This window comes from Pseudomonas kilonensis, from assembly GCF_001269885.1.
Lineage (GTDB): Bacteria > Pseudomonadota > Gammaproteobacteria > Pseudomonadales > Pseudomonadaceae > Aquipseudomonas > Aquipseudomonas kilonensis.
This window is the reverse complement of the sequence record NZ_LHVH01000016.1, coordinates 15722-35931: the sequence shown is the minus strand read 5'-3', so window position 1 is coordinate 35931 and position 20210 is coordinate 15722. Positions and strand designations below refer to the sequence as shown.

The following is a 20210-nucleotide window of genomic DNA, read 5'->3' as shown; positions in this document are numbered from 1 at the left end:
ACAGTGCTCCCTGCAAGATCAAGCACATCTTGTGGGAGCAAGGCTTGCCCGCGATGCAAGCGACGCGGTCTTAACTTTGCTCCAACGCCACACCCGCGCCCATCAGGCCCGAGTACGGCGCGGTCACCAGCCAGACCGGAATGCCCTTGAAGTAATCGCTCATGCAGCCCTTGTCGGCGAAGCAGCGAGCGAAACCACTTTCGAGGAAGAAATCGGCAAACCTTGGGACCACACCACCGACGATGTAAACACCACCGCGCCCGCCCAGTGTCAACACATTGTTGCCGGCCACGCGCCCCAGCCAGCGGCAGAACTGCTCGAGCACTTCCAGGGCAATCGGGTCGCCGGCCAGGCCGGCGGCGGTGATGGATTCGGGGGTGTCGAGCACCGGCACATGGCCGTCCACCGCGCAAATGGCCCGGTACACCCGAGGCAAACCGCTGCCACTCAGGACGGTTTCGGCGCTGACGTGGCCGATTTCGTTGTAGATGTGCTGCCACAGCTGGGTTTCCCGCGGGCTGCTCATGGGCAGGTCGACATGGCCGCCCTCCCCCGGCAACGCCGCGAAACGACCTTCGCCCAGGTCCAGCAACGTACCAACGCCCAGGCCGGTGCCCGGGCCGATCACCACTGCCGGGCGCAACGGCTCCGGGGTGCCTTCGCACACGACTCGGTATTCATCGGGACGCAAACGGGTCATGCCCAGGGCCATGGCCGAGAAGTCGTTGACCAGCAACAGCTTCTCCACCTGCAAGGTCTGGCAGAACGCCAGGTTGCTCAGGCGCCAGTGATTGTTGGTAAAGCGAAACTCATCGCCGCTCACCGGACCGGCCACCGACAGGCACACCGAACCGATCGCGCCCGGCTTCAGGCCCAGGCCACTCAGGTACACCTGGATGGCATCTTCCGGGCAGGCATAATCCGCCGTTGCCAGCACCTGGATGTTTTCCAGGGTGTGGTTTTTCCACAGCGCAAAGCGTGCGTTGGTCCCACCGATGTCACCGACCAAAGCCAATTTCAATTAAGCGTCTCCAGGGCAGAAGTGAAGGCGCTGGCGCCCTGCTCCGCCGAGCTGAAGGCCATGCGCATGAAACCGAACAGCTCGCGACCGGTGCCGATGTTGTTGCCCAACAGGCCCTTGGCCGGCGTGCGCGCGGCGAATTCCTCGGCGTCCACCTTCAATTCCAAGGTGCCTTTGACGCCATCGACACGGATGATATCGCCCTCCTGCACCCGGGCCAACGCACCACCGACATAAGCTTCGGGGCTGACATGAATGGCCGCCGGGATTTTTCCCGACGCGCCGGACATGCGCCCATCGGTCACCAGCGCCACTTTGAAGCCACGGTCCTGCAGCACACCGAGGAACGGCGTCATCTTGTGCAGCTCCGGCATGCCGTTGGAGCGCGGGCCCTGGAAGCGCATCACTGCGACAAAATCCTTTTCCAGCAGGCCGGCCTTGAACGCGTCCGCCAGGTCCTGTTGGTCCTGGAAGACCATGGCCGGGGCTTCGACGACCTGGTTTTCCAGGGCCACAGCCGAAACCTTCATCACGCCACGGCCCAGGTTGCCTTCCATCACCCGCAGGCCGCCCTCAGGCGAGAACGCGCGAGCCACCGGGCGCAGGATGTTTTCGTCGAGGCTTTCGATCGGGCCGTCGCGCCACACCAGCTCGCCATCCTCGAGGAACGGTTCCTGGGTGTAGCGACTCAGGCCATGGCCGAGCACGGTGTTGACGTTTTCGTGGAGCAAACCGGCTTCCAGCAATTCACGGATCAGGAACGACATGCCGCCCGCCGCCTGGAAGTGGTTGATGTCGGCCTTGCCGTTCGGGTAGACGTGGCTCAGGGTCGGCACCACCTCGGAGAGGTCGGCCATGTCCTGCCAGGTCAGCTGGATACCCGCCGCCATGGCGATGGCCGGCATGTGCAGGGTGTGGTTGGTGGAACCGCCAGTGGCATGCAGCGCGACGATGGAGTTGACCAGCGAGCGTTCGTCGACGATTGCGCCGATGGGCATGAAGTTGCCGCTTTGCTTGGTCATGCGCGTCACCTGGAACGCCGCCTCACGGGTCAGGGCATCGCGCAGTGGCGTGTTCGGGTTGACGAACGAGGCGCCCGGCAAGTGCAGGCCCATCACTTCCATCAACAACTGGTTGGTATTGGCGGTGCCGTAGAAGGTGCAAGTGCCAGGGCTGTGGTAGGACTTCATCTCCGATTCCAGCAGCTCTTCGCGGGTGGCCTTGCCTTCGGCGTAGCGCTGGCGCACGTCGGCTTTTTCCTTGTTGGAAATGCCCGAGACCATCGGCCCGCCTGGCACGAAGATCGTCGGCAAGTGACCAAAGCGCAGCGCGCCCATCATCAGACCCGGGACGATCTTGTCGCAGATGCCGAGCATCAGTGCGCCGTCAAACATGTTGTGGGACAGCGCCACCGCCGTGGAGAGCGCGATCACTTCGCGGCTCGGCAGGCTCAGTTCCATCCCCGCCTCGCCCTGGGTCACGCCGTCGCACATCGCGGGCGTGCCACCGGCGAACTGGCCGACCGAGCCGATCTCGCGCAGGGCTTTCTTGATCTGTTCCGGGAAGGTTTCGTAGGGCTGGTGGGCCGAGAGCATGTCGTTATAGGACGACACGATGGCGATGTTGGCGGCGTTCATCATCCGCAGGTGATGCTTGTCTTCGGTGCCGCAGCCAGCCACGCCGTGAGCGAAGTTGGCGCACTGCAGCTTGCCGCGCATCGGCCCGTCGCTGGCTGCACCGTGGATCAATGCAAGGTAAGCCTGACGCGTGGCGCGGCTGCGGGCGATAAGCCGTTCGGTGACCTCAAGAACGCGGGGATGCATGTGTAGAACTCCAGGCTAACGGGGTGTGGCGACCTGATTGTCTATGCTGGTCAAAAGCCCGCTGCACGCTGTGTAAAAGGCGAGGCGACAGACGGTTTCTTGACCATTCGGACCAGTTGATTCAGGTCACTCGTTGTAGATAAAACAAAATATTGCCACTAAAAAGGCTTGTTTTCTATTTTTATGCGAATAATCTTGTAATTCCAACAACAAATCGACGGCGGCGCAGTTAATGACTCTTCGAATCGCAATTAATGGTTTTGGCCGCATCGGCCGCAACGTCCTCCGTGCACTGTATACCCAAGGCTATCGCCGCGACCTGCAGATCGTCGCCATCAACGACCTGGGTGACAGTGCAATCAATGCTCATCTGCTCAAGTTCGACACCGTCCACGGCACGTTCGATGCCGATGTGCAGCACGACCACGAAAGCCTGACGGTCAATGGCGACCGCATCTCGGTCAGCGCCATCCGCAACCCGGCCGAACTGCCTTGGGCGGCTGAAAAAATCGACGTCGTGTTCGAATGCACCGGCCTGTTCACCGATCGCTCCAAGGCCGCCGCGCATATCAGCGCCGGCGCCCGCAAGGTGATCATCTCGGCCCCGGCCAAAGGTGCCGATGCTACCGTCGTGTATGGTGTGAACCACGATATCCTGCGCCAGTCCCACCAGATCATCTCCAACGCTTCGTGCACCACCAACTGCCTGGCCCCGGTGGCCCAGGTGCTGCACCGCGAGCTGGGCATCGAAAGCGGCCTGATGACCACCATCCATGCCTACACCAACGACCAGAACCTGACCGACGTCTACCACAGCGACCCGTACCGCGCCCGTTCGGCCACCCAGAACATGATCCCGAGCAAGACCGGCGCCGCCGAAGCGGTGGGCCTGGTGCTGCCGGAACTGGCCGGCAAGCTGACCGGCATGGCAGTGCGCGTACCGGTGATCAACGTGTCCCTGGTCGACCTGACCGTGCAACTCAAGCGCGAAGCGTCGGCCGAAGAAGTCAACGAACTGCTGCGCCATGCCAGCCAGCATTCGAAGATCCTCGGCTACAACACCCTGCCGCTGGTCTCCAGTGACTTCAACCACAATCCGCTGTCGTCGATCTTCGACGCCAACCACACCAAGGCCAGCGGCAAGCTGCTCAAGGTACTGGCCTGGTATGACAACGAATGGGGCTTCTCCAACCGCATGCTGGATAACTGCCTGGCGTTGTGTAACGCCGAGTAACTGACTGCTGGCCAATGTGGAGCGAGCCTGTAAGAGCAAACCTTGGGAGCAGGCCAGTGGGAGCAAACCTGTGGGAGCAAAGCTTGCTCGCGATAGCGATTTCAAAGCCAGCACAGGTGCTGCATATGACGATGTCATCGCGAGCAAGCTTTGCTCCCACAGGTTCGCTCCCCACAGGTTTGCGCTCCTCACATGGGCTCGGCGTGATGAAATGAAGGCTTGACCTGCCGAGTAGATGATAAGCATTATCATCTACTCGAACCGGATCGGGCCCTACCGTGAGTCAATCGCGCTTTCATCTCGTCTTCCTCGCCCAGCGCACGCCGCTGCTGCGCACCCTCGAGCGCATGGTCAGCAACCCCAGTACCGCCGAAGACCTGCTTCAGGAAACCTACCTGCGCGTCACCCGCGCTTTGGGCGAACGCACGGTCGAACACCTCGAGCCCTTTGTTTTCCAGACCGCCCGCAACCTGGCGCTGGACCATCTGCGTGCCCGGCGCATCCAGTCGCGGACCTTGCTCGATGACGTACCGCCGGAGGTCGTCCACAACGTCGTCGCCCCCCAGAGCAGTGCCGAGGACGCCGCCCATGCCCAACAACTGCTTGAGCGCCTGAACGTCAGCCTCCAGGCCCTGAGTTCGCGACAGCAACAGATCTTCATTCTCAGCCGCCTGCATGGCCACAGTTACCAGCAAATCGCCGAACGCCTGGGCGTGTCCCTGAGCACCGTGCAAAAGGAACTGAAACTGATCATGGCGATCTGTGTGGGTGTGGCTGAACGTAGCCACGGCGAGCAGTGACCCGCCTCACGCTTCAGGCCATAAGCTGCGTACACGCTTGCCACTTGCTGCGTACAGCTTGTAGCTTGAGCCCGTGCCGCTAATACCGAGAACCCACTGTGACGGACAATCACCGCTCTGCCGAGCCCACTGCGACGCAGGAAACCACCCATGCCATGGAGCAGGCGCTGGACTGGCTGATCCGGCTGGACAACCCCAGCGAGGAACAGACGCGGCAGTTCGACGCCTGGCTGGCAGCCGATCCACGCCACGGCGAGGCGTTCGCCCGGGCCCAGGCGATCTGGAACGGCCCGCAGGTGATGGAAAGTGCCCGCCAACTTGCAGCCGCGCCCAAGGTCACCGCGCTGTCGCGCCTGCGCGCCCACTGGAAACCCCTGGCCACCGCCGCCGTGCTGTTTCTCGGCCTGTTCAATTTCAGCGACCTGCCCCTGCGCTTGCAGGCCGACCACCTGACCGTGGTCGGTGAGCGCCAGCGCCTGCAGTTGGAGGACGGCTCCAAAGTCCTGCTCAACACCGACTCGGCCTTATCCAGCACGTTCAACGAACAACGGCATGTCGCGCGCCTGTACAAGGGCGAGGCATTTTTCGAAGTCCCGGGCAACCGTAACCTGCCGCTGGAAATCGATGCCGGCCCGGTCACGGCCAGCGTCAGCGACACCACATTCGCCGTGCGTTACCTCGACGGCGTGGCGCAAGTCCAGGTGCAGCGCGGCGACGTGGACCTGCGGGCCACCCGCAACGACGCCCATGTGCGGCTGTCGGCCGGCGAAAGCATCCGCATCGGCCCCAACGGCTTCGACCGCCCGGCCCGGCTCGAGGCCAACACGGACCTGGCCTGGGTCCAGGGTCGGCTGGTGTTCGAAAACCGGCCACTGAGCCAGGTACTGGCCGAGCTGCGACGCTATTACCCCGGCTGGATCATCAACAGTAACGAACAATTGGCCAACGTAGCTGTGACTGGCAATTACCGCCTCGACCAGCCGCTGGACGTGGTCCGTTCGCTGGCCCATATCACCTCGGCGCGGCTTCAGGAGTTCCCGGCGCTGGTGATCCTGAACTAAATGAGAATTATTTTTACTCGATAGGCTCCGCTGATTCGTCTCGTTATAGCCAATGCAATTGATTCGCATCCATCGATGTGAATCTGCACCTATAACAGATGCGACACGGAGCGCTATCGATGTCCTCTCGCCTTACTTGCCGGTTTCTTGCCCCCTCTTGCACGCTGTCACTGCTCACCGCCGCCCTTCTGATGGCCGGCACCGCGCCGCTCGCCCTGGCCGCCACCACCGTGCAACCCGCTGCACGCAACATGGGCGACTACAGCTTTGCCATCGCCCGGCAGCCACTGGTCTCGGCGCTGAATGCATTCACCGCGGTCACCGGCTGGCAGGTCGGGATGCCCGCGGAACTGGCCGCAGGCGTCGCCTCGCCAGGGGTGAACGGCTCGCTGTCACCTGAAAAAGCCCTGGAGCGCCTGTTGGTGGGGACCAACCTGAGCTACCGCAAGCTGGGCGACAACAGCATCGTCCTGGAAAAACGCAGTGCCGGCAGCGCGCTGGAGTTGCAACAGGTGACCATCAGCGCCACCCGCCAGGAACAGGACATCACCAGCGTACCGAGTACGGTCACGGTCCACGACCGCCAGGAACTGGACCGCAACAACGTCAATACCCTCAAGGACCTGGTGCGCTATGAGCCGGGCGTATCGGTGGGCGGCGCGGGCCAGCGCGGCGGTATCAGCGGCTACAACATCCGCGGCATCGACGGCAACCGGATCCTGACCCAGGTCGACGGTGTGGAAATTCCCGGCGGCTTCTTCAACGGGCCTTACGCCAAGACCCAGCGCAACTACGTCGACCCGGAAATCATCAAGCGCGTGGAAATCCTCCGCGGTCCGGCCTCGGTGCTGTACGGCAGCAATGCCATTGGCGGTGCCGTCAGCTACTTCACTCTGGATCCGGACGACATCATCAAGCCGGGCGAGGACGTTGGCGCCCGCCTGAAGACCGGCTACAGCTCCGCCGACGAGAGCTGGCTCAAGTCCGCCACCGTCGCCGGTCGCAGCGGGCAGTTCGACGGCCTGTTGCACTACAGCCAACGCGACGGTCATGAAACCGAATCCTACGGCAGCCACAACGGCACCGGCCTGGACCGCACCGCGGCCAACCCGGAAGACGTGCGCGCCAACAACGTGCTAGCCAAGCTCGGCTGGAACTACAGCGACGACGCACGCCTTGGCCTGGTCTACGAGAAATACAAGGACGACCGCGACACCGACCTGAAAAGCGCCTATGGCGGCCCCTACTCCAACGGCCAGCCGGCGATCCCGAACTTTGTGCTGCCCGGCGGCATGTACCAGTGGCGCACCGGCAACGACACCATCACCCGCGAGCGTTTCGGCCTGGAGCACAGTTTCGCCCTCGACAGCCTGCTGGCCGATCACGTCAAGTGGAGCCTGAATCACCAGGTCGCCAAGACCGATGAGAGCACCGCCGAGTTCTACTTCCCCATCACCCGCCAGGTCCTGCGCACCCGGGAGACCCTCTACGAAGAGAAACAGTGGGTCTTCGACGCGCAACTGGACAAGGCCTTCCGCGTCGCCGACACCGATCACGCGCTGACTTACGGCACCACCCTCAAGCAGCAGAAAGTCACCGGCTCGCGCAGCGGCAATGGCGTGTGCCTGGCGGTCGGCGTGGGTTGCTCCGCCGTGGGTGCCATCAGTACCCGGGACGTCCTGGAAAAGGTCAGTGACTTCCCGGACCCGACCATCAACACCTACAGCCTGTTCGCCCAGGACCAGATCAGTTGGGACCGCTGGACCTTCACGCCAGGCCTGCGCTACGACTACACCCGGCTCAAGCCGCACCTGACCGAGGAGTTCCTCAACACCGTAGACCCTACCGGCGGCGGTACAGTCAGCGACAAGAACAAGACCTGGCATCGCGTCTCACCGAAGTTCGGCCTGACCTATGCCTTGAGCGATGAGTACACCGGGTACGGCCAGTACGCCGAAGGTTTCCGCACACCGACCGCCAAGGCCCTGTACGGTCGTTTCGACAACCCCGACGTCGGCTACAGCGTAGAACCCAACCCCGATCTGGAGCCGGAAAAAAGCAAGAGCTACGAGACCGGCCTGCGCGGTCGTTTCGATTCCGGTTCGTTCGACGTGGCGGTGTTCTACAACAAGTACCGCGACTTCATCAACGAGGACGCCATCACCCCCGGCGCCGACCAGTTGACCTTCCAGAGCAACAACATCAAGCACGCCACCATCAAGGGCGCCGAAGTCAAGGGACGCCTGGACCTGGACGTGTTTGGTGCACCGAAGGGCTTGTACACCCAAGGCTCGGTGGCCTACGCGTACGGTCGCAACGACGACACTGGCGAGCCGCTCAACAGCGTCAACCCGCTGACCGGCGTATTCGGCCTGGGCTACGACCAGGACCGCTACGGCACCTTGCTCAGTTGGACCCTGGTCAAGAAAAAGGACCGCGTCGACGACAGCAACTTCAACTCGCCCGATGGCGTGAGCAGCCAGTTCAAGACGCCAGGCTTCGGCATCCTCGACCTGAGCGGTTTCTACAAGGTGACCGACGACGTCACCGTCAGCGGCGGCCTCTACAACCTCACCGACAAGCAGTACTGGCTCTGGGATGACGTGCGCGGCTACGACAGCGTCGGCGAGGCGGCGGTGCTGAGCCCCGCCAACCTCGATCGCCTGACGGCGCCCGGGCGTAACTTCGCGGTGAACCTGATCTGGGATATCTGACTCGGTTGCCCAGGCCAAACAAATACCCGTGACGAGGAGAGTCATGTGGGAGCAAGGCTTGCCCGCGATGAAGGCGATGCGGTCTTTCAGAGATCGAGGCGCCTGTTTCGCGAGCAAGCTTTGCTCCCACAGCCCCTTGCCACACTGTTCCAACTCGAAGGAATTGTTCATGACCACACAACGCCCCACTTCTCGCTCCCAACGCCTGAACCAGATCACCCACGAGCCCCACAGCCGGCTCGACGCGCTGGTCAAGGCCCACGCCCCGTTCGAAACCCCGGCCAGCTTCGCCCGTTTCGTCGTTGCCCAGTACCTGTTCCAGTCGGAACTGGTGGCGCTGTACAACGACGCCGAACTGTCCGCCCTGATCCCCGACCTTCCGGACCGGTGCCGGGCAGAAGCAGCCAAGGCGGATCTCGCCGACCTGGACACCGAAGTTCCCGCGCCGGTGGCCGGTGCGGTGAACAACCCGCCCCAGGCTGAGGCCTTGGGCTGGCTGTTCGTCTCCGAGGGCTCCAAGCTCGGCGCCGCGTTCCTGATCAAGCGCGCCGTGGGCCTGGGGTTGAGCGAAACCTTCGGCGCCCGGCACCTGGCAGAACCTGCCGGTGGGCGCGCCGAAGGTTGGAAATCCTTCACCCGCACCCTCGACGGCCTGGCCTTTACCGAACAGCAGGAAGCCGAGGCGGACAAAGGCGCGCTGGACGCCTTCAACCGCTTTACGGTGCTGTTGGAACAGGCCTATGCGGCCGAGTTGGCCTGATTCACACCACCGTCCCTGTGGGAGCGGGCTTGCTCGCGAAGGCGGTGTGTCAGCCAACATAATCGTTAACTGATACACCGCCTTCGCGAGCAAGCCCGCTCCCACAGAGATTGTGCATGACTGAAAAACACTGATGAACCGCCCCTCGAAAATCACCCAACTGCTCTTCGCCCTGCTCGCCTACACCAGCCTGGCCATCGGCTTGATCGCCATCGTCGTGCCCGGCCTGCCGACCACCGAGTTCATCCTGTTGGCCGCCTGGGCCGCTACCCGCAGTTCGCCGCGCCTGAGCGCCTGGCTGGAGAACCATCGGTTGTTCGGGCCGATGCTGCACAACTGGCGCAACGGCAAGGTCATCCCGCGCCGGGCCAAGGTCGGTGCCACCACCAGCATGCTGCTCTGCGCAGGCTTGATGCTGGTGCTGCTCGACCACGCCTGGCCGGTTTACCTCGCGCTCGCCGGCATGGGCCTGGGCAACCTGTGGATCTGGTCGCGCCCGGAACAGGTGCAAGGCTCTTGTGGCGAGGGCGCTTGCTCCCGCTGGGCCGCAAAACGGCCCCCAACGGATTTTTGAACTATGATCGCCCTCTCGTACTGGAGGGCTTTCGATGTCAGATCTGCTCACGTCCATGCAAACCGCACTCGGCTTGCCCACGACCCCAATCACCTTCGGCGGCGAAGGCGCGCTGCCCTCGGCATTCGCCGTCACGGCGCTGGCCAGCGCCAGCATCGCCGCAGCCGGCCAAGCCACCGCCGAGCTCATCCACCAGCAAACCGGCCGCCTGCCACCCGTCGAAGTCGACCGGCGCCTGGCGTCGTTCTGGTTCTCCACCTCCCTGCGCCCCATCGGCTGGAGCGTGCCGCCGATGTGGGACCCGGTGGCCGGCGACTACGCCAGCGCCGACGGCTGGATTCGCCTGCACACCAACGCACCGCATCATCGCCTTGCGGCGGAAAAAGTCCTCGGCACCTGCACCGACCGCGCCGACATGGCGGCCAGGGTGGCCCGATGGAACAAGGCCGAGCTGGAGCAGGCCGTGGTCGACGCCGGCGGGTGCGCCGCCGAGATGCGTTCGTGGCAGGCCTGGCAAACCCACCCCCAAGGCCTGGCAGTCAATGCCGAGCCGCTGGTGCACCTGAGTGAAACGCCTGGAGAGCAGCGCAAACCCTGGCTCGGCTCCGCGACCCAGCCACTGGCGGGCCTCAAGGTGCTGGACCTGACCCGCGTGCTGGCCGGCCCCGTCGCCAGCCGCTTCCTCGCTGGTCTGGGGGCCGAGGTGCTGCGCATCGACCCGCCGACCTGGAACGAACCCGGCGTGGTGCCGGAAGTCACCCTGGGCAAACGCTGCGCCCGCCTCGACTTGCATCGAGCCGACGATCGCGCGGCATTCGAGGCACTGCTCAAGGACACCGACATCCTCTTGCACGGCTACCGTGCCGACGCCCTGGAGCGCCTGGGCTACGGCGCCGAGCAGCGCCGGCAGATGGCCCCGGGCCTGATCGACGTCAGCCTCAATGCCTACGGCTGGAGCGGCCCGTGGCAGAACCGGCGCGGCTTCGACAGCCTGGTGCAGATGAGCAGCGGCATTGCCGAAGCCGGCATGGGCTGGAAACACACCGACAAACCGACACCGCTGCCGGTGCAAGCGCTGGATCACGGCACCGGCTATCTGCTGGCGGCCAGCGCCCTGGTGCTATTGTCCCGACGCCTGGCAAGCGGTCACGGCGGCTCGGCACGCATGTCACTGGCACGCACGGCAAAGCTGTTGATCGAACGTGGCGCCGGGGACTCGACCCCATTGCGGGCCGAAGCCGAGGATGATCAGGGCCTGGTGGTCGAACAGACCCCGTGGGGACCGGCCCATCGCCTGCAGGTGCCCGTGAAAATCACCGGGACGCCACTGCAATGGAGCTTGCCGGCGGCGGAACTGGGCGCGCATCGGGCACGGTGGTGATGGCCCATGCCTGTGTGTCGACGACAGTTCATTGTGGCGAGGGGATTTATGTGGGAGCAAGGCTTGCCCGCGATGGCATCGCCTCGGTCTATCAGCTACACCGAGGTGTTTGCATCGCGGGCAAGCCTTGCTCCCACAGACCCCCTTCAACTCCCCCAAAAAAGGTGACCTTCGCCTCACAACGCCAAAAACCCACTGTACAACCCATACGCCGCGACGCCCGCCCCTGACATCACGCAAGCAAAAATCCCCTTTTCCACGTGGGTGAACAAGGGCTGTCCCTGTTCCCGCTTGGCCTGGGCAAACAGGATCACCCCGGGTGCATACAACAGCGCCGACAACAGCAGGTATTTCACGCCACCGGCATACAGCAGCCACACCGCGTAGCACAGCGCGACGCCACCGATGCACAGGTCTTTCATCCGCCGGGCCGAGCCCTGTTCGTAGGTTTCCCCCCGGGCGCAAAGCAGCACCGCATAGGCCGCCGACCACAGGTACGGCACCAGGATCATCGACGAGGCGAGGTAGATCAGGCTGGTGTAGGTGCCTGCGGAAAACAGAGTGATCAGCAAAAACAGTTGGATCATGCCATTGGTCAACCACAGCGCGTTGACCGGCGCATGGTTGGCATTTTCCTTGGTCAGGAACGCCGGCATGGTCTTGTCCCGGGCGGTGGCGTAGAGGATTTCAGCGCACAACAGCGCCCAGGACAGCAAGGCTCCCAACAGTGAAACCGCCAACCCCAGGCTGATCAGCAACGCGCCCCAAGGCCCGACAATGTGCTCCAGGACGCCGGCCAGGGATGGGTTCTGCAACTGCGCCAGTTCCGGCTGGCTCATGACCCCCAGGGACAACACATTCACCAGCACCAGCAGCGCCAATACCCCGAGGAAGCCGATCACCGTCGCACGCCCTACGTCCGCACGTCGTTCTGCCCGTGCCGAATAGACGCTGGCGCCTTCGATGCCGATAAACACGAACACCGTCACCAGCATCATGTGCCGCACCTGGTCCATCACACTGCCCAGGTCCGGACTCATCGCGCCCCAGATATCGCGGGTGAAAATCTCGGCCTTGAAGGCCACGGCGGCCATGACCACGAACATCAACAGCGGCACGACCTTGGCCACGGTGGTCACCAGGTTGATGAACGCCGCCTCCTTGATCCCGCGCAACACCAGGAAATGCACCGCCCACAGCAACAACGACGCACAGCCGATGGCCACCGGCGTGTTGCCTTGGCCGAACACCGGAAAGAAGTAGCCCAAGGTGCTGAACAGCAGCACGAAGTAACCGACATTGCCCATCCAGGCGCTGATCCAGTAGCCCCAGGCAGACGAGAAACCCATGTAGTCACCAAACCCGGCCTTGGCATAGGCGTACACGCCCGAGTCCAATTCCGGCTTGCGATTGGCCAGGGTCTGGAACACGAAGGCCAGGGTCAGCATGCCGACGGCGGTGATGGCCCAGCCGATCAGCACCGCACCAACATCGGCCCGAGCCGCCATGTTTTGCGGCAGGGAAAAAATCCCGCCACCGATCATTGACCCCACCACCAGCGCGATCAGTGCGCCCAGTGGCAACTTTTCAATCGGCTGCGGCATTTTTGCTCACTATTAAATTAAGTAAATAAAGCGACATAACGTTTTTGAATAACGTCACCCATACAAAGTCCAAAGCCTTATGACTCGGCCATTCTCCAATGGCCCTAATTAAAAAGACCATGCCTCACCTATTATTATTGTCACGAACGCAGCCTACAAAATAGTTGCGACCCAACGGAAATCAACTAGCGTGAATAGTCCTGCGGCAAGAAAACCTTCACAAACCCTTTGCCAAAGGCCCTGAAGCGGGCCTTTCGAGCAACTTCAAGACGCCAACGGACGGTGTTAACTCCTTCATTAACAATGGAATGTTGTCATGCACTGATCCAGATCAGATATTCAACTTTCAAATCGACTTAGTCTGTTGACTCTCTTCTCCTGCACTGGAGTCTCGCAAATGTCTGATACCCCCGGAAAACTTCGATTGGGTGCGCTGGTTGCACTGGTGGTCGGCTCAATGATCGGCGGGGGAATCTTTTCCTTGCCACAAAACATGGCGGCCAGTGCCGATGTCGGTGCCGTGCTGATCGGCTGGGCGATTACCGCCGTCGGCATGCTGACCCTGGCCTTTGTGTTCCAGACCCTGGCCAACCGCAAACCCGATCTGGATGGCGGTGTGTATGCCTACGCCAAGGCCGGGTTTGGCGACTACATGGGTTTCTCATCCGCCTGGGGCTACTGGATCAGCGCCTGGCTGGGCAACGTCGGCTACTTCGTATTGTTGTTCAGCACCTTGGGCTACTTTTTCCCGATTTTTGGTGAAGGCAACACCGTAGCTGCGGTGATTGGCGCCTCGGTGTTGTTGTGGGCGGTGCATTGGCTGGTGCTGCGCGGCATCAAGGAAGCCGCGTTCATCAACCTGGTGACCACCGTCGCCAAGGTCGTGCCGCTGGTGCTGTTCGTGTTGATCGCGGTGTTCGCCTTCAAGCTCGAGATCTTCACCCGGGACATCTGGGGCACGATGAACCCGGACCTGGGCAGCGTGATGAACCAGGTGCGCAAGATGATGCTGGTCACCGTGTGGGTGTTCATCGGCATCGAGGGCGCGAGTATTTTTTCCGCCCGCGCCGAGAAACGCAGCGACGTGGGCAAGGCCACCGTCATCGGTTTCATCACCGTGCTGCTGTTCCTGGTACTGGTGAACGTGTTGTCCCTGGGCATCATGACCCAGCCTGAACTGGCGAAGTTGCAGAACCCGTCCATGGCCGCCGTGCTGGAGCATGTCGTGGGGCACTGGGGCGCGGTGCTGATCAGCGTCGGCCTGATCATCTCGCTGCTCGGCGCCCTGCTGTCCTGGGTATTGCTGTGCGCCGAGATCATGTTCGCCGCCGCCAAAGACCACACCATGCCCGAGTTCCTGCGCCGGGAGAACGCCAACCACGTACCGGCCAACGCCCTGTGGCTGACCAACGCGATGGTCCAGGTGTTTCTGGTCATCACCCTGTTTTCGGCCAGCACTTACCTGTCACTGATCTACCTCGCCACCTCGATGATCCTGGTGCCGTACCTGTGGTCGGCGGCCTACGCAGTGTTGCTGGCGGTGCGCGGCGAGACCTACGAAGGCTTCGCGGCCGAGCGCCGCAAGGACCTGGCCATCGGCGCCATCGCCCTGATCTATGCGGTGTGGCTGCTGTATGCCGGCGGGATCAAGTACCTGCTGCTCTCCGCCCTGCTCTATGCCCCCGGCGCGATCCTGTTCGCCAAGGCCAAGCGCGAGCTGGGCAAACCGATTTTCACCTCTGTCGAGAAGCTGATTTTCGCCGCAGTGGTCGCAGGCGCCCTGGTGGCGGCCTATGGGCTCTACGACGGCTTCCTGACCTTGTAGTTGGCTGATTGTTCTAACGGGAGGATTTGTAATGACCACGGAAAAAGTGAAATACGGCGTTCATTCCGAAGCCGGTAAATTACGTAAAGTCATGGTGTGTTCCCCAGGCCTGGCCCACCAGCGGCTGACCCCGAACAACTGCGACGAGCTGCTGTTCGACGATGTGATCTGGGTCAACCAGGCCAAGCGCGATCATTTCGACTTCGTCACCAAGATGCGCGAGCGCGACATCGACGTGCTGGAAATGCACAACCTGCTGACCGACATCGTCGCCATCCCCGAAGCCCTGGACTGGATCCTGCAGCGCAAGATCACCGCCAACTCGGTGGGCCTGGGCCTGGTGAATGAAGTCGGTTCGTGGCTGCGCAGCCTGGAGCCGCGCCATATCGCCGAATTCCTGATCGGCGGCGTCTCGGCCGACGACCTGCCGGACAGCTTCGGTGGCAAGACCATCCAGATGTTCCGCGATTTCCTCGGGCACTCCAGCTTCATCCTGCCGCCGCTGCCCAACACCCAGTTCACCCGCGACACCACCTGCTGGATCTACGGCGGCGTGACCCTGAACCCGATGTATTGGCCGGCGCGCCGCCAGGAAACCCTGCTGGCCAGCGCCATCTACAAATTCCACCCCGAGTTCACCCAGGCTGACTTCCAGATCTGGTACGGCGACCCGGACCAGGATCACGGCAACGCCACCCTCGAAGGCGGCGACGTGATGCCCATTGGCAACGGCGTGGTGCTGATCGGCATGGGCGAACGTTCGTCCCGCCAGGCCATCGGCCAACTGGCGCTGAACCTGTTCAAGAACAAAGCCGTGGAGCGGGTGATCGTCGCCGGCTTGCCGAAATCCCGCGCCGCCATGCACCTGGACACCGTGTTCAGCTTCTGCGACCGCGACCTGGTCACGATTTTCCCGGAAGTGGTGAGCCAGATCGTCGCCTTCTCCCTGCGCCCTGACGAAAGCAAGCCCGGCGGCATCGACGTTCGCCGCGAGGACAGCAGCTTCCTCGACACCGTGGCCGCGGCCCTCAAGCTGCCGGCACTGCGGGTGGTGGAAACCGGCGGCAACAGCTTCGCCGCCGAACGCGAACAATGGGACGACGGCAACAACGTGGTGGCCGTAGAGCCGGGCGTGGTGATCGGCTACGACCGCAACACCTACACCAACACCCTGCTGCGCAAGGCCGGTGTGGAAGTCATCACCATCAGCGCCAGTGAACTGGGCCGGGGCCGGGGCGGTGGCCACTGCATGACCTGCCCGATCATCCGCGACCCGATCGATTACTAACCTTTGAGCCTGGGCCGGCACTGCTCTGCATCCCACGGCAGAGACCGGCCCCGGGGATAACCTACACCTGAGGAGATCCACATCATGGCGTTCAACATGCGCAACCGCAGCCTGCTGAGTCTGATGCACCACACCAACCGCGAGCTGCACTTTTTGCTGGACCTGTCCCGCGACCTCAAGCGTGCCAAGTACACCGGCACCGAACAGCCGCACCTCAAGGGCAAGAACATCGCGCTGATCTTCGAGAAGACCTCGACCCGCACCCGCTGCGCCTTCGAAGTCGCGGCCCATGACCAGGGGGCCCACGTCACCTACATCGACCCGGTGTCGTCGCAGATCGGGCACAAGGAAAGCATGAAAGACACCGCCCGGGTCCTGGGGCGGATGTTCGACGCCATCGAATACCGAGGCTTCGAACAGGAGATCGTCGAGGAACTGGCCAAGTTCGCCGGGGTGCCGGTGTTCAACGGCCTGACCGCCGAATTCCACCCCACCCAAATGATCGCCGACACCCTGACCATGCGCGAACACAGCGACAAGCCGCTGCATGACATCAGCTACGCCTACCTGGGCGACGCCCGCTACAACATGGGTAATTCGCTGCTGATGATCGGCGCCAAACTGGGCATGGACGTGCGCATCGGCGCGCCGAAAGCCTTGTGGCCGCATCAGGACTTCATCGACCAATGCCAGGCCTTCGCCGCCGAAAGTGGCGCGCGCCTCACCATCACCGAAGACCCGAAGGAAGCCGTCAAGGGCGTGGACTTCATCCACACCGATATCTGGGTGTCCATGGGCGAGCCGGTGGAAGCCTGGGATGAGCGCATCGAGCAATTGCTGCCCTACCAGGTCAACGCGCAGATGATGAAAGCCTCGGGCAACCCGCGGGTGAAGTTCATGCACTGCCTGCCGGCGTTCCATAACAGCGAAACCAAGGTCGGCAAGGACATCGCCGCCCGTTATCCGAACCTGGCCAATGGCGTGGAAGTGACCGAAGAAGTGTTCGAATCGCCGGCCAACATCGCCTTCGAGCAAGCGGAAAACCGCATGCACACCATCAAGGCGATCCTGGTGTCGGCGTTGGCGGATATCTAGGACCTCGGAGCAGAACTGTGGGAGCAAGGTCTGTGGGAGCAAGACCTGTGAGAGCTGACCTGTGGGAGCAAGGCTTGCCCGCGATGGCATCGCCTCGATCCATCAGCTACACCGAGGTGCCTGCATCGCGGGCAAGCCTTGCTCCCACAGATCAGCTCCCACAGGTCAGCTCTCACAGGTCTTGCTCCCACAGGCAAGCTTCCACAAGGGAACAGCATTGTTCGTTCCATTTTTGAAAGGACAGCACCATGCGTATCGTCGTTGCCCTGGGCGGTAACGCCCTCCTGCGTCGGGGTGAACCCATGACCGCAGACAATCAACGCATCAACATCCGCACCGCGACCGAACAGATCGCGAAAATCCACCCAGGCAATCAACTGGTGATCGCCCACGGCAACGGCCCGCAGGTCGGCCTGCTGTCGTTGCAGGCGGCGGCCTACACCTCGGTCGCGCCGTATCCGCTGGACGTGCTCGGCGCCGAAACCGAAGGCATGATCGGCTACATCATCGAACAGGAACTGGGCAATCTGCTGGACTTCGAAGTCCCCTTCGCCACGCTGCTGACCCAGGTTGAAGTGGACGCCAACGACCCGGCCTTCCAAAAACCCACCAAGCCCATTGGCCCGGTCTACAGCCAGGAAGAGGCGCAGAAACTGGCCGCCGAAAAAGGCTGGGCCATCGCCCCGGACGGCGACAAGTTCCGTCGCGTGGTCGCAAGCCCCAGGCCCAAGCGCATCTTTGAAATCCGCCCGATCAAATGGCTGCTGGAAAAGGGCAGCATCGTGATTTGCGCCGGCGGCGGGGGCATCCCGACGATGTACGACGCCGACGGCAAGCTGCAAGGCGTGGAAGCGGTGATCGACAAGGACCTGTGCTCGGCGCTGCTGGCCGAACAGCTGGAAAGCGATCTGCTGGTGATCGCCACCGACGTCAACGCCGCGTTCATCGACTTCGGCAAGCCGACCCAGAAAGCCATTGCCCAGGCCCACCCCGACGACATGGAAAAGCTCGGCTTCGCCGCCGGTTCCATGGGGCCGAAGGTCCAGGCGGCCTGCGAATTCGCGCGCAACACTGGCAAGGTCGCGGTGATCGGTTCACTCTCGGACATCGATGCGATCGTCCAGGGCAAGGCCGGCACCCGCATCAGCACGGCGACACCCGGCATTACTTATCGATAACAGGAAACTTGCAGGGCAGATCCAGGGTCTGCCCTACTCCCCATGCCTTCTAAGGAGAGTTGCTTATGGCCATGTTCGAACCCGGACACCTGCACATGGAGCGCCATGCGCTGAACAAGGACGATTTCAGCTACAACCTGTGCATCGACTACAAGGTCGATCAGGACGGCAAGGAGGGCACGGGCATGTCGTTCCGGGTGCATGGCACCATCGAGGACAAGACCCTGGACGAGACGTTCTTCCTGGCCAAGGACCAGGCCTTCGACTTCGCCCGCCATGCCACGCGCATCGCCCAGAAATACGGCTTGCCCAAGACCGCCAGCATCGGCTCGATGCACAAGTACTACGACGAAATGTTCGAAGACGTGCGCAAGCAACTGGACGTCAAGCCAGGCGATCCGATGAAGCCGGAGCACCTGGAATAACCCGGTTAAAAGCCCACCCCTATACCCTGTGGGAGCAAGACCTGTGGGAGCAAGGCTTGCCCGCGATGCAGGCACCTCGGTGTAGCTGATGGATCGAGGCGATGCCATCGCGGGCAAGCCTTGCTCCCACAGATCAGTTCCCACAGGCCTTGCTCCCACAGATCAGCTCCCACAGATCAGTTCCCACAGGCCTTGCTCCCACAGGTCTGCTCCCACCAACAGGGGAATATCAGTGTTCTGAATATCAGGTTACACACAAAGCCTGCCAGGCTGGCAACTCGCCACGGCTGACCTATTCTGAAAGTAGTACCCCCGGGTATTCGTTCAGAGGTCACCGCCATGAACATTAAAACAAGAAGACGCCTCGCCATTTTTGTCACCTGCGCCGCCACGCTAGCGCTGTATGGCACTGCGGCCTATCGGGTCGAGCAGGCCCGGCAACTGCCCCGTGAATACGCCAGTTGCAACTTCGAACGGTGCATCCCCCACAGTGCGACCCTGAACGCCCTGCGCTGAGGCGTGGTCAGTCGTCCTGTTGATCGGTCTTGAGCCGGTCCCGGAACGCCTTGGGCGAGATGCCGACGCGCCGGCGGAACAGCCGGGTGAAGTTGGTCGGGTCGGAAAACCCGAGCATTTCGGAAATCTCGTAGATGGTCATGCCGGTGTAGGTCAGCAGGCGCTTGGCTTCCAGCAACTGGCGCTCATGCATGATCTGCAACGCCGGTTGCCCCGCCAGTTCCCGACAGGTGCCGTTGAGGTGCGACACGGAAATGCCCAGGCGATGGGCCAGGTCCTCGACCTTGACGTGCTCGCGATAGGTTTCTTCCACCAACTGAATGAACCCGTTGAGGTATTCCCGAGCCCGTTGCGGGCGCTGGGCCTGGGTGTGGCGCTGCATCACCTGGCGGCTGACCCAGACCATGATCACGCTGACCAGCGCGTGCATCAGCATTTCCCGCGCCGGTTGATGCCCCACGTACTCATTCTGCAGGGCGCTGAACAGGCTGTTGAGGTACTCGGCATTCTCCAGGGCGGGGTAGCTTTCGGCCTGGGCCAGGACGTTGACCGAATGCCCCAGTTGCGCTTGCAGGTGCGTGACCAGCGGCGCCGCCAGGGTCACCACGTAACCTTCCACATCCTCGGAAAAACGAAAGCCATGGACCGACAGCGGCGGCAGGATCTGCACGGCCGGTTCAGTGAGTTGCGTGCGCCGGCCCTCGATTTCCAGTTCCGCCTGGCCCTTGAAGACAAACAACAGCTGGCACAGATCGGCATGCCGATGGGGTTTGATTTCCCATTGATGCTCGCGGCTGCGCTTGGAGATGGTCTCGCAGTGCAACAGGTCCGGCGTCGGCCATTCCTGGCTCTCACCGTAGAGCTTGAACACCGGGATCGAAGGCAGGTCAGGTTTTTTCATAACGTGGATC

The 20210-nt window shown here is 62.5% G+C and carries 17 protein-coding genes; 13 read left to right on the top strand and 4 right to left on the bottom strand.

What is annotated here, in order from left to right:
• Positions 1 to 70 precede the first annotated feature (70 nt).
• Positions 71 to 1021 (bottom strand): glucokinase, encoded by a 951-nt coding sequence (locus AD662_RS06115; protein ID WP_018611034.1) that lies wholly within the window; start codon positions 1019 to 1021, stop codon positions 71 to 73.
• On the bottom strand, positions 1018 to 2844 hold the full coding sequence (edd, locus tag AD662_RS06110; protein ID WP_018611036.1) for a phosphogluconate dehydratase: 1827 nt from the start codon (positions 2842 to 2844) through the stop codon (positions 1018 to 1020). Before edd ends, AD662_RS06115 begins: the two co-directional genes overlap by 4 nt.
• A 232-nt stretch (positions 2845 to 3076) precedes the next feature.
• Here edd and gap point away from each other — a divergent pair, with 232 nt between their 5' ends.
• The 7 genes from gap (at position 3077) to AD662_RS06075 (ending at position 11368) form a co-directional block, all read left to right on the top strand.
• Positions 3077 to 4078, top strand: a complete 1002-nt coding sequence (gene gap / locus AD662_RS06105; protein ID WP_003198523.1) for a type I glyceraldehyde-3-phosphate dehydrogenase — start codon at positions 3077 to 3079, stop codon at positions 4076 to 4078.
• Between the two features lie 278 nt (positions 4079 to 4356).
• Positions 4357 to 4878, top strand: a complete 522-nt coding sequence (locus AD662_RS06100) for an RNA polymerase sigma factor (protein ID WP_018611039.1) — start codon at positions 4357 to 4359, stop codon at positions 4876 to 4878.
• A 98-nt stretch (positions 4879 to 4976) separates the two neighbouring features.
• On the top strand, positions 4977 to 5939 hold the full coding sequence (locus AD662_RS06095; protein WP_033062801.1) for a FecR family protein: 963 nt from the start codon (positions 4977 to 4979) through the stop codon (positions 5937 to 5939).
• Between the two features lie 119 nt (positions 5940 to 6058).
• Positions 6059 to 8653, top strand: a complete 2595-nt coding sequence (locus AD662_RS06090; RefSeq protein ID WP_053186053.1) for a TonB-dependent receptor — start codon at positions 6059 to 6061, stop codon at positions 8651 to 8653.
• A gap of 169 nt (positions 8654 to 8822) precedes the next feature.
• Positions 8823 to 9413 carry a biliverdin-producing heme oxygenase gene (locus AD662_RS06085; protein WP_053186051.1) on the top strand — a complete coding sequence of 197 codons (591 nt, stop codon included), beginning with the start codon at positions 8823 to 8825 and terminating at the stop codon, positions 9411 to 9413.
• Between the two features lie 133 nt (positions 9414 to 9546).
• Positions 9547 to 9987: a YbaN family protein gene (locus AD662_RS06080; RefSeq protein WP_053186048.1), complete on the top strand. Its 441-nt coding sequence runs from the start codon at positions 9547 to 9549 to the stop codon at positions 9985 to 9987.
• 34 nt (positions 9988 to 10021) lie between these two features.
• On the top strand, positions 10022 to 11368 hold the full coding sequence (locus AD662_RS06075; protein WP_053186045.1) for a CoA transferase: 1347 nt from the start codon (positions 10022 to 10024) through the stop codon (positions 11366 to 11368).
• Between the two features lie 176 nt (positions 11369 to 11544).
• On the opposite strand, the gene arcD (AD662_RS06070) is transcribed toward AD662_RS06075, so the two are convergent.
• Positions 11545 to 12972: an arginine-ornithine antiporter gene (gene arcD, locus AD662_RS06070; protein ID WP_018610725.1), complete on the bottom strand. Its 1428-nt coding sequence runs from the start codon at positions 12970 to 12972 to the stop codon at positions 11545 to 11547.
• 397 nt (positions 12973 to 13369) lie between these two features.
• Between arcD (AD662_RS06070) and arcD (AD662_RS06065) the strand changes: the two genes are divergently transcribed.
• The 6 genes from arcD (AD662_RS06065) (at position 13370) to AD662_RS29490 (ending at position 19299) form a co-directional block, all read left to right on the top strand.
• Positions 13370 to 14797 carry an arginine-ornithine antiporter gene (gene arcD / locus AD662_RS06065; RefSeq protein WP_053186042.1) on the top strand — a complete coding sequence of 476 codons (1428 nt, stop codon included), beginning with the start codon at positions 13370 to 13372 and terminating at the stop codon, positions 14795 to 14797.
• Between the two features lie 31 nt (positions 14798 to 14828).
• The gene (arcA, locus tag AD662_RS06060) at positions 14829 to 16085 is read left to right on the top strand and encodes an arginine deiminase (RefSeq protein ID WP_014336902.1); all 1257 of its coding nucleotides are present in this window, start codon (positions 14829 to 14831) and stop codon (positions 16083 to 16085) included.
• An 84-nt stretch (positions 16086 to 16169) separates the two neighbouring features.
• The gene (locus tag AD662_RS06055) at positions 16170 to 17180 is read left to right on the top strand and encodes an ornithine carbamoyltransferase (protein WP_014336901.1); all 1011 of its coding nucleotides are present in this window, start codon (positions 16170 to 16172) and stop codon (positions 17178 to 17180) included.
• A 248-nt stretch (positions 17181 to 17428) separates the two neighbouring features.
• A complete protein-coding gene (gene arcC, locus AD662_RS06050) occupies positions 17429 to 18358 on the top strand; it encodes a carbamate kinase (RefSeq protein ID WP_018610732.1) in 930 nt (309 codons plus the stop codon).
• 65 nt (positions 18359 to 18423) lie between these two features.
• A complete protein-coding gene (locus AD662_RS06045) occupies positions 18424 to 18783 on the top strand; it encodes a DUF5064 family protein (protein ID WP_018610734.1) in 360 nt (119 codons plus the stop codon).
• Positions 18784 to 19122: 339 nt separating this feature from the next.
• Positions 19123 to 19299 carry a hypothetical protein gene (locus tag AD662_RS29490; protein ID WP_162843733.1) on the top strand — a complete coding sequence of 59 codons (177 nt, stop codon included), beginning with the start codon at positions 19123 to 19125 and terminating at the stop codon, positions 19297 to 19299.
• A 7-nt stretch (positions 19300 to 19306) separates the two neighbouring features.
• Here the strand turns inward: AD662_RS29490 and AD662_RS06040 are convergent, their stop codons facing one another.
• Entirely contained in the window at positions 19307 to 20200 is an 894-nt protein-coding gene (locus AD662_RS06040) for a helix-turn-helix domain-containing protein (protein WP_024619171.1), read from the bottom strand.
• Positions 20201 to 20210: the final 10 nt, after the last annotated feature.

What these genes read in the sequence shown, in the direction of transcription:
- arcD (WP_018610725.1), bottom strand. Translation starts at nt 12,972, where the DNA reads ATGCCGCAGCCGATTGAAAAGTTGCCACTGGGCGCACTGATCGCGCTG.
- AD662_RS06045 (WP_018610734.1), top strand. Translation starts at nt 18,424, where the DNA reads ATGGCCATGTTCGAACCCGGACACCTGCACATGGAGCGCCATGCGCTG.
- arcD (WP_053186042.1), top strand. Translation starts at nt 13,370, where the DNA reads ATGTCTGATACCCCCGGAAAACTTCGATTGGGTGCGCTGGTTGCACTG.
- AD662_RS06090 (WP_053186053.1), top strand. Translation starts at nt 6,059, where the DNA reads ATGTCCTCTCGCCTTACTTGCCGGTTTCTTGCCCCCTCTTGCACGCTG.
- AD662_RS06040 (WP_024619171.1), bottom strand. Translation starts at nt 20,200, where the DNA reads ATGAAAAAACCTGACCTGCCTTCGATCCCGGTGTTCAAGCTCTACGGT.
- arcC (WP_018610732.1), top strand. Translation starts at nt 17,429, where the DNA reads ATGCGTATCGTCGTTGCCCTGGGCGGTAACGCCCTCCTGCGTCGGGGT.
- gap (WP_003198523.1), top strand. Translation starts at nt 3,077, where the DNA reads ATGACTCTTCGAATCGCAATTAATGGTTTTGGCCGCATCGGCCGCAAC.
- AD662_RS06080 (WP_053186048.1), top strand. Translation starts at nt 9,547, where the DNA reads ATGAACCGCCCCTCGAAAATCACCCAACTGCTCTTCGCCCTGCTCGCC.
- AD662_RS06085 (WP_053186051.1), top strand. Translation starts at nt 8,823, where the DNA reads ATGACCACACAACGCCCCACTTCTCGCTCCCAACGCCTGAACCAGATC.
- AD662_RS29490 (WP_162843733.1), top strand. Translation starts at nt 19,123, where the DNA reads ATGAACATTAAAACAAGAAGACGCCTCGCCATTTTTGTCACCTGCGCC.
- edd (WP_018611036.1), bottom strand. Translation starts at nt 2,844, where the DNA reads ATGCATCCCCGCGTTCTTGAGGTCACCGAACGGCTTATCGCCCGCAGC.
- AD662_RS06055 (WP_014336901.1), top strand. Translation starts at nt 16,170, where the DNA reads ATGGCGTTCAACATGCGCAACCGCAGCCTGCTGAGTCTGATGCACCAC.
- AD662_RS06075 (WP_053186045.1), top strand. Translation starts at nt 10,022, where the DNA reads ATGTCAGATCTGCTCACGTCCATGCAAACCGCACTCGGCTTGCCCACG.
- arcA (WP_014336902.1), top strand. Translation starts at nt 14,829, where the DNA reads ATGACCACGGAAAAAGTGAAATACGGCGTTCATTCCGAAGCCGGTAAA.